Source organism: Sphingopyxis sp. HIX (genome assembly GCF_001468285.1).
GTDB lineage: Bacteria > Pseudomonadota > Alphaproteobacteria > Sphingomonadales > Sphingomonadaceae > Sphingopyxis.
Map to the genome: position 1 here is coordinate 65,128 of NZ_LNSB01000026.1, position 7,843 is coordinate 72,970.

The 7,843-nt window shown below is 68.5% G+C and carries 8 protein-coding genes; 3 read left to right on the plus strand and 5 right to left on the minus strand.

Going from position 1 to position 7,843, the window contains the following annotated elements:
* Positions 1-18 precede the first annotated feature (18 nt).
* Genes ATE62_RS13625 through ATE62_RS13635 form a run of 3 tightly spaced genes read right to left on the minus strand, consistent with a single transcriptional unit; the run spans position 19 to position 3,528 of the window.
* Positions 19-1,221 carry a M20 metallopeptidase family protein gene (locus ATE62_RS13625; RefSeq protein WP_058810608.1) on the minus strand — a complete coding sequence of 401 codons (1,203 nt, stop codon included), beginning with the start codon at positions 1,219-1,221 and terminating at the stop codon, positions 19-21.
* Complete coding sequence (locus ATE62_RS13630; protein WP_058810609.1) at positions 1,190-2,569, minus strand: SRPBCC family protein; 1,380 nt, start codon at positions 2,567-2,569, stop codon at positions 1,190-1,192. The genes ATE62_RS13625 and ATE62_RS13630 overlap by 32 nt, the downstream gene beginning before the upstream one ends.
* A complete protein-coding gene (locus tag ATE62_RS13635) occupies positions 2,566-3,528 on the minus strand; it encodes an acyl-CoA desaturase (RefSeq protein ID WP_156420705.1) in 963 nt (320 codons plus the stop codon). The genes ATE62_RS13630 and ATE62_RS13635 overlap by 4 nt, the downstream gene beginning before the upstream one ends.
* A gap of 89 nt (positions 3,529-3,617) precedes the next feature.
* Between ATE62_RS13635 and ATE62_RS13640 the strand changes: the two genes are divergently transcribed.
* Positions 3,618-3,941, plus strand: coding sequence for a metalloregulator ArsR/SmtB family transcription factor (locus ATE62_RS13640; protein WP_058810610.1), 324 nt, complete (start codon positions 3,618-3,620; stop codon positions 3,939-3,941).
* Positions 3,942-4,190: 249 nt separating this feature from the next.
* Here the strand turns inward: ATE62_RS13640 and ATE62_RS13645 are convergent, their stop codons facing one another.
* Complete coding sequence (locus tag ATE62_RS13645) at positions 4,191-5,366, minus strand: acyl-CoA dehydrogenase family protein (protein ID WP_058810611.1); 1,176 nt, start codon at positions 5,364-5,366, stop codon at positions 4,191-4,193.
* 138 nt (positions 5,367-5,504) lie between these two features.
* Here ATE62_RS13645 and ATE62_RS13650 point away from each other — a divergent pair, with 138 nt between their 5' ends.
* Positions 5,505-6,761 carry a dipeptidase gene (locus ATE62_RS13650; protein ID WP_058810612.1) on the plus strand — a complete coding sequence of 419 codons (1,257 nt, stop codon included), beginning with the start codon at positions 5,505-5,507 and terminating at the stop codon, positions 6,759-6,761.
* Positions 6,762-6,764: 3 nt separating this feature from the next.
* Here the strand turns inward: ATE62_RS13650 and ATE62_RS13655 are convergent, their stop codons facing one another.
* Positions 6,765-7,142 carry a DoxX family protein gene (locus ATE62_RS13655; RefSeq protein WP_058810614.1) on the minus strand — a complete coding sequence of 126 codons (378 nt, stop codon included), beginning with the start codon at positions 7,140-7,142 and terminating at the stop codon, positions 6,765-6,767.
* Between the two features lie 57 nt (positions 7,143-7,199).
* Here ATE62_RS13655 and ATE62_RS13660 point away from each other — a divergent pair, with 57 nt between their 5' ends.
* Entirely contained in the window at positions 7,200-7,703 is a 504-nt protein-coding gene (locus tag ATE62_RS13660; protein WP_058810613.1) for a TlpA family protein disulfide reductase, read from the plus strand.
* Positions 7,704-7,843: the final 140 nt, after the last annotated feature.

The window sequence follows — 7,843 nt, forward strand, 5'->3', positions numbered from 1 at the left end:
TGCGTGAGATATTTTTTCCTACGCAAACCCCTCATTCAAGAACCGCTCCGCCAGCGCCGCGTGCAGCGCCGCGCCGCGCGCCATCACCTTTTCGTCGAGCACCATCCGGTTCGAGTGCAGGCCGCAGCAGCTGCGCCAGTCGCTGCCCTCGTGACTCGCGCCGAGCCAGAACATCGCGCCGGGCACTTTCTCGAGCACATAGGCGAAATCCTCGGCGCCCATCACGGGGTTGTCCATCGTCAGCCACGCCGCCTCGCCGAAGACCTCCTCGACGACGCGCTGGCCAAAGGCGGCGGCGCGGCTGTCGCAGACGGTGACGGGGAAACCCTCGACGATCTCGACCTCGGCGGTGCAGCCATGCGCCTCGGCGATCGCGGGGGCGAGGCGCCGGAGCTCGGCGGCGACCGCGGCGCGGCGGTGCGGCGACAGCGTGCGGATCGTGCCGAGCATCTCGGCACTCTCGGGGATGATGTTGTTCGTGGTGCCCGCCGCGATCCTGGCGATGGTGATCACCGCGGGGTCGAACACCGACACGCGGCGCGTCACCATCGTCTGGATCGCGGTGACGATCGAACAGGCGACGGGAATGGGATCAATGGCGTCATGCGGCATCGACGCATGCCCGCCCGCGCCCTTGACGGTGATCGACAGCACGTCGGACGAGGCGAGCAGCGGCCCGGGCTTGCCCGCGAACACGCCGTGCGGCGCATTGGGCATGATGTGCAGCGCAAAGGCCGCGTCGGGCAGCGGATCGATCAACCCGTCGTCGAGCATGAAGCGCGCGCCGTGATGGCCCTCCTCACCCGGCTGGAACATGAACATCACCGTGCCGGGCAGCCGGTCCTTCGCCGCGCAGAGCAGTTTCGCCGCGCCGACGAGCATCGCGACATGTGTGTCGTGCCCGCACGCATGCATCGCGCCGCGCGTCTCCGAGGTGAAGTCGAGCCCCGTGTCCTCGACCAAAGGCAGCGCATCCATGTCGCCGCGCAGCAGCACGGTGCGGCCGTTGGCGGGCCCGCGCAAAATGGCGACCAATCCGCTGGTCGACGGCCCCTCGCGAAATTCGAGCGGTAGCCCGGCGAGCGCGTCCTTGATCTTCGCGAGCGTCTTGGGGTTCTGCAGGCCGAGCTCGGGCTCGCGGTGGATCGCGCGGCGCAGGTCGACCAGGTCGGGAAGGATGGTGTCGGCCTCAGTCGGCCAGCTGTGCGGGTGATTGTCCATCCCGCGAATGTGCCGCCAAGCCTGCTTCGTGTCGACCCTCGGCATCGCGCCTGACGTCGCTCAGCACCCGCCCGACATTCTGCCCGATCGCCCAGCGCGCGATCGGCCCCCAATAGAGCACCGGATCGATGCGCAGCACATGCCCGGCGCGGACGGTCAGCCGCGTCCGTCCGCCCGGTAGCGGATCAAGGTCGAAGCGCGTCTCGCCGGTGTCGAAATAGCCCACCAGATGCGGCGTCTGGAGTTTGCGATAGGGGCTCATCTCCTCCATCGCGGGCGGCTGGCGGACGACGCGAAACGCCAGCGCGCGGCCGGGCAACCAGACGGTGACGCGCTCGTCGGCGGTGCCGGTCGAAAAGCTGCCATGGCGATGCGCGCCCACGCCCTCGCCCGCAATGCGCGCCGCGACGGGATAGGCGAGCCCCGCGAGACCCACGAGCCCGGGCTTCTCGCGCACCGGCCGGTCGGCGGTCAGGCTGGCCCACACCGCCTCGGGCGGGGCGTCGATGGTGATCGCGGCGCGCGTCGCAATCGGCAGCTCGGGCGGCATCGCGGCGTCGAGCAGGAAGATCAGGGGCAGCAGCGCGACGCTGTAGAAGGGCTGGCGCGGATCGACGAGCCGCTTCGCCGCGGCGCGGCCGACGAGGCCGCCGACGATCGCCAGCCCCGCCGCGAGCGGCAGGATCAGGATCACGCACATCAGCCCCTCGAGCGCGAGCATCAGCAGCGCGAGCGTGCCGAGCGCCCCCGCCGCCGCGACCGCGCCGACCGTGTCGCCGACGCTGCGCACGGGACCGCGGTTGGCGAGGAAGCCGGTGATCAGCCCGACGAGGAAGGGCGTCGCGACGAACAGCCCCCAGCCATAGGCGCCCATCGTCAGCGCCGACACCGCGACCGCGACGACGATCAGCGCGGTGCCGGCAAAGATGCCGATCGCGATCTGGTGGGGCGGCGCGGGATCGCCGGCGCGATAATGGTCGGCTGCGTCGCGGCGCGGCCAGAGCAGCGCGAGAATGACGACGGCGAAGATCTGCAGCGTCGGGATCATCGCGCCGAGCGCGAGCCCGCCGCCGCGCCCCAGCCGCTGCGCGCGGCGCAGCGACAGCCGCGCGAGCGCGCCCGAGATGCCGAGGCAGAAGGCGAAAGCGCCGATCGCGACGAAGGGCGACGCATCGGGCAGCATCGCGAGCTGGCGGATCGGAAAGAGCCAGAAATAGTCGTCGAGCGCGAGCGGCATGTCGAGCGCGTAAAAGGCGAGGAAGACCATGACATGCTGCGACAGGATCAGCGCCGCGGCGGCGAGCGCATAGCGTAAGGCGGCGGGCAGTTCGGTGCGCAGATAGGTCATCGCGCCGCTCCCGCGACCCCTGCAGGCGCCGCCTCGTCCTTTGCCACAAGGCTCAGCCCGCGCCGCGCACCGAGCGTGTTCGGGGTCTGGACGTCCCGTACCAGCCCCAGCCGCTCGCAGAGGCGGATGAACGCATAGCCCCAGTCGCTCTGCCCCGGGTGCAGCCCGATGCGCGCCGAGCCCGGATAAGCATGGTGATTGTTGTGCCACGCCTCGCCCATCGTCGGGATCGCCGCCCAGGGCACGTCATAGGCCTGCACGCCATGCGCATCGACCGTCCAGTGCTGCGGCCCGCGGTTGTGCGCGAGATGGCCGACCAGCCAATGGCCGTGGTTGGCGACCGCGACGCGCGCCGCGACGCCCCACACGACCCAGCCCCAGCCGCCGATCGCGAAGAAGAGCAGGGCGACGGGTAACTGCTGCCAGCGCCACGTCTTTTCGAGCCAGCCGATGAAGGGGTCGCGGTCGAGCGCGGCGAAGTCGAAGCGCGGCGGCCGGTCGAGGTCGAGCCGGCAATAGATCTGCCACCAGGCGTCGCGGACGATGTTTGTGCCGTGGCGCAGGAAGGGGTGGCAGTTGGCCTGTCTCTGCGCCCAGTCGCGCGTGTCGTGCGCGCGCACGATGCCATAAGGCCCCGCCATGCCGGTGAAGGCGCCGAACCAGATCAGCGTCCGCGCCAGCCAGCGCCGCGCGGCGAAGCTGCCGTGGATCATCATCCGGTGATAACCCACGCTGTGCCCGAGCAGCAGCGCGGCGCCGGTGGTGAGGAAGAAGAGCAGGATCGTCCCCGGCGTGACGAAGAAGGGCCCGGCGGCGAGCGCGACCAGCGCCATGCCGCCGTTCCAGACGATGCTCGGTCCATCGGCGCGCACCGTCCCCGCCACCGGATCGGGGCGATAGCCGGGGGCAGGCGTATCGATCAGGAAATTCACCGCATGGGGATCATGACCGCTTCGCATCGCCCGACTCCTCGCTCGCAAAGAATATAAGTAATTACTTAAATAAATTATTGCTTGTCAAGGGCGGGCGAAATGCCCATTTCGGGACGATGGAACGGGTTTTTCAGGCATTGGCGTCGACGCCGCGGCGGCGGATTCTCGCCTATCTTGCGCATGCCGAACTCAGCGCGGGCGACATCGCCGCGCGTTTCGAGATGAGCAAACCCGCGGTGTCGCAGCATCTGTCGGTGCTCGAAAACGCCGGGCTGATCATCAGCGAGAAGCGCGGCCAGTTCGTCTTCTACCGCCTGATCCCCGACGCGCTGACCAATGTGCTCAACGGCTATGTCCAGGAAGTCTGCCCGGTGTCGCGCCCGCTCAAAGCCGAATCGCGCGTGCTGGCGGAGAAGGCGAAGGCCGGGTCGCCCGATTGAGGTGGCGCGACCGGTGATTGCCGTCTGGTATCGGGCGTTTGCGGCCCTTTTAATCCTCCCTGTCGCGAAGCGATGGGGAGGGGGACCATGCGCAGCATGGTGGAGGGGTGGCGGCCTTGAGCCGACGTTTATGGCGTCGACCCCTCCACCACCCTGCGGGTGGTCCCCCTCCCCACGGCTTCGCCGCAGGGAGGATTAATATGTCCGCTCCCCACCCCAAGGCCGCCGTCCACGCGGCATCCTTACAGGCTAACGCTTGCCCCCGAACAACTGCCGCCCGGCCAAATCGAGCATGATTTCCTCGCTCCCGCCGCCGATCGCGTTGACGCGCACCTCGCGGTAGATGCGCTCGACCTTGCTGCCGGTGATATAGGAGGCGCCGCCCAACACCTGCGCCGCCTCGCGCGCGACGCTTTCCAGCATGCGCGTCGCCTGCACCTTGAGCATCGCGAAGTCGGCGGGGCGGTCCTTGCCGCTCTTCACCTGCCAGGCGGCAAGGTCGACCCACGCCTGCGTCGCCTCGATCTGGCGCTCCATGTCGGCGAGCTTGATGCGGATCGACTGGTGGCCGACGAGCGGACGTCCAAAGGTTTCGCGATTTTGCGCCCACGCGGCCGCCTCGGCGAGCGCGACGCGCGCATAGGCGCAGCAGCCCATCGCCATGCCCAGCCGCTCCGAATTGAAATTGCGCATGATGCCGATGAAGCCGCCATTCTCGGGTCCGATCAAATTCGCCGCCGGCACGCGCACGTCGCTGAAATGGATCGCGGCGGTGTCGCTGCAGCGCCAGCCCATCTTGTCGAGCCGCGTGCGCTCGACCCCGGGCGCGTCCATGTCGATCAGCAGCAGCGAAATGCCCGCCGCGCCTGGCCCGCCGGTTCGCACCGCGCAGGTCAGCCAGTCGGCACGCATGCCGCTGGTGATGAACATCTTGCCGCCGTTGACGACATAATCGTCGACGTCGCGGACGGCCGTGGTCTTGAGGTTCGCGACGTCGCTGCCGCCCCCCGCCTCGGTGATGCCGAGCGCGATGATCCTGTCGCCCGCGAGCACCGGCGGCGCGACGCGCTGCTTGAGCTCCTCCGACCCCAAAGCGAGGATCGGCGGCAGCCCGATGCCATGCGTCATCAGCGACGCGCCGAGCCCGCCCGCGCCGACCGCGGCGAGCTCCTCGGTCAGCACCAGCCCGTGAAAATTGTCGAAGCCTTCCGAATGGCCGCCATATTCCTCGGGGTAGCGCAGCCCCAATAGGCCCGCTTCCGCGGCCTTTTTGTGCAGCTCGCGCGGCAGTTCGCCCTCGGCCTCCCAGCGGTCGATGTTGGGCGCGACCTCGCGCTCGACGAACCGCCGCACGCTCTGCGCCAGCGCCTCATGGGTCTCGTCATAAAAGGGCGAACGCGCGCGCCAGTCGTCGAAAGCTGTCATGCGCGAATGCTGCGCGGGGTTGACGTAAACGTCAAGGCGCGTTTCCCTGACCGTGAAACGGCATAGCCTATGCCTTTCCTTCATACGCGCCCGCCTCGCGGCTTGCACCGCCCGATCAACGCATTAGGGTCGCGCGTCATGAACAAGCCCTCCCTGCTCGCCGGCCTCGCCGCTCTCGCCCTCGTCTCCGCCCCTGCCATGGCCCAGAAGACCCCCGAGGCGGTCGCCGAGGCGGCGCTCAAGAAGGCGCCGGTGTTCGACGGGCACAACGACGTGCCGTGGGAACTGCGGGGCAGCGTCGGCAACGTGATCAACGGCTTCGACTTCAACGACACGACCAGGCCCAAGCCCGACGGGACGGTGATGCACACCGACATCCAGCGGCTGCGCAAGGGGCATGTCGGCGCGCAATTCTGGTCGGTCTATGTGCCGTCGAACACGAACGAGCAGCAGGCGGTGCAGCAGACGATCGAGCAGATCGACGTCGCGAAAAGGCTGATCGCGCTTTACCCCAACGACCTCGGCTTCGCGCGGACCGCGGCCGAACTCGAAAGCCAGATGAAGGCGGGCAAGGTCGCCGGCATGCTCGGCATCGAGGGCGGCCAGTCGATCGGGTCGAGCCTCGCGGTGCTGCGCGAGATGTACGGCATGGGCGTGCGCTACATGACGCTGACGCACAGCAAGACCACGCCCTGGGCCGACAGCGCGACCGACGCGCCCAAATATGACGGGCTCACCGATTTCGGCAAGCAGGTCGTGCGCGAAATGAACCGCCTCGGCATGATCGTCGATTTGAGCCACGTCAGCGAGGCGACGATGAAGGACGCGCTCGACGTGTCGCACGCGCCGGTGATGTTCAGCCATTCGGGGGTGCGCGCGGTCAACGACCATCCGCGCAACGTCCCCGACTCGGTGCTGCCCGCGGTCAAGGCGAACGGCGGGGTGATCATGGTCGTGCTCTACGCCGCCTTCCTCGACCCCAAGCTGCGCGAACATGGCCTCGCCAAGACCGCCGAAAAGGCGCGGCTCGACGCGCGCTATGTCGGCGATCCCGCCGCCGCCGGGGCGGCGCTCAAGGCATGGGAGGCGGCGAACCCGCCGCCGCAGGTGCCGATCGGCATCGCCGCCGACCATATCGACCATATCAAAAAGACGATCGGCATCGACCATATCGGCATCGGCGGCGATTATGACGGGATGGACGCGACCCCGGTCGGGCTCGAGGACGTCAGCGGTTATCCGCGGCTGTTCGCCGAACTCGCGCGGCGCGGCTACACCCAGGCCGAGCTCGAGAAGATTTCGAGCGGCAACATGTTGCGCGTGCTGAAGGCGGTCGAGGCCTATGCCGCGAGCCAGAAGGGCCAGCCGCCGATCGAGACGCCGGTGGCGAAATAGGGGTCAGCGGCGGCGGAAAGGCCAGTCGGTGACCCCGCCTGCCCACAGCGCCCACCAGATGATCACCGGCTGCAGCGCGAGCCGCGGGCCGTGGTACCACCAGCTCAAGGTCTCGCCGCCGATCGCGATGTCGGCGAGCGCGTGGTGGAAATTCGCGGGCCAGACGCACAGCGCATAGAGCGCGAGACCCCAGCCCGCGGCCTTGCGCGTCTGCGGGACCAGCAGCCCCGCCGCGCCGGCGAGTTCGGCGACCCCGGTGAAGGCCACGACCTCGGCGGGAAAAGGCACCCACGGCGGGGTGATCGCGAGGAAGGGCGCGGGCGTCGCGAGATGGCGATATCCCGCATAGGCATAGGCGATCGCGAGCAGCCAGCGCAGCATCGCCCGCCCGCGGCTTTCCGGCTTGCCTGGCTTCATGTTTTTGCGTCTATTCGCCGCATGACCATCGCCTCGTCCGCCCGCCTGCTGCTCGCACCGCTCGCCGCCGCCCTGCTGCTCGGCGCGTCGCCGGGCAAGACCCCGACGCCCGGCCATCCGGCGCCCGCCTTCACCCTCACCACCTTCGACAAGCGCAAGGTCACGCTGGCCGAGATGAAGGGCAAGGTCGTCGTGATCAACTATTGGGCGACCTGGTGCGCGCCGTGCAAGGCCGAAATGCCGATGATGCACCGCTATTTCAAAGCCAACCAGGCGCGCGGGCTCGAGATGTTCGGGGTGACGACCGAGGACAGCGTGTCCAAGTCGCAGCTCAAGAAGGTGTCCGAGCTGCTCTCCTATCCGCTCTCGAACCGGATGACCGGCAATTACGGCTCGATCGACAATGCGGTGCCCTCGACCTACATCATCGACCGCAAGGGCATCGTCCGCCACGCGAAGAAGGGCGCCTATACCGAACGCGAGTTCAAGGCCGCGCTCGACCCGCTGCTGGCGGAGGGGGGCTGAGCGGCGCGCGCCGGGTAGGGGCGGGTTTTGGGCGTTAGTTGGCATCGAGGACTAAACTGATTTCCCCTCCCGCAGGCGGGAGGGGCAGCGAGACTTGGGCGCTTGCGCCCTAGTCGCAGCGGGGTGGGCCTTTGCAACGT

Coding starts and splice junctions, on each gene's coding strand:
- ATE62_RS13625 (WP_058810608.1), bottom strand. CDS start 1,221: ATGGACAATCACCCGCACAGCTGGCCGACTGAGGCCGACACCATCCTT.
- ATE62_RS13660 (WP_058810613.1), top strand. CDS start 7,200: ATGACCATCGCCTCGTCCGCCCGCCTGCTGCTCGCACCGCTCGCCGCC.
- ATE62_RS13650 (WP_058810612.1), top strand. CDS start 5,505: ATGAACAAGCCCTCCCTGCTCGCCGGCCTCGCCGCTCTCGCCCTCGTC.
- ATE62_RS13630 (WP_058810609.1), bottom strand. CDS start 2,569: ATGACCTATCTGCGCACCGAACTGCCCGCCGCCTTACGCTATGCGCTC.
- ATE62_RS13655 (WP_058810614.1), bottom strand. CDS start 7,142: ATGCTGCGCTGGCTGCTCGCGATCGCCTATGCCTATGCGGGATATCGC.
- ATE62_RS13640 (WP_058810610.1), top strand. CDS start 3,618: ATGGAACGGGTTTTTCAGGCATTGGCGTCGACGCCGCGGCGGCGGATT.
- ATE62_RS13645 (WP_058810611.1), bottom strand. CDS start 5,366: ATGACAGCTTTCGACGACTGGCGCGCGCGTTCGCCCTTTTATGACGAG.
- ATE62_RS13635 (WP_156420705.1), bottom strand. CDS start 3,528: ATGCGAAGCGGTCATGATCCCCATGCGGTGAATTTCCTGATCGATACG.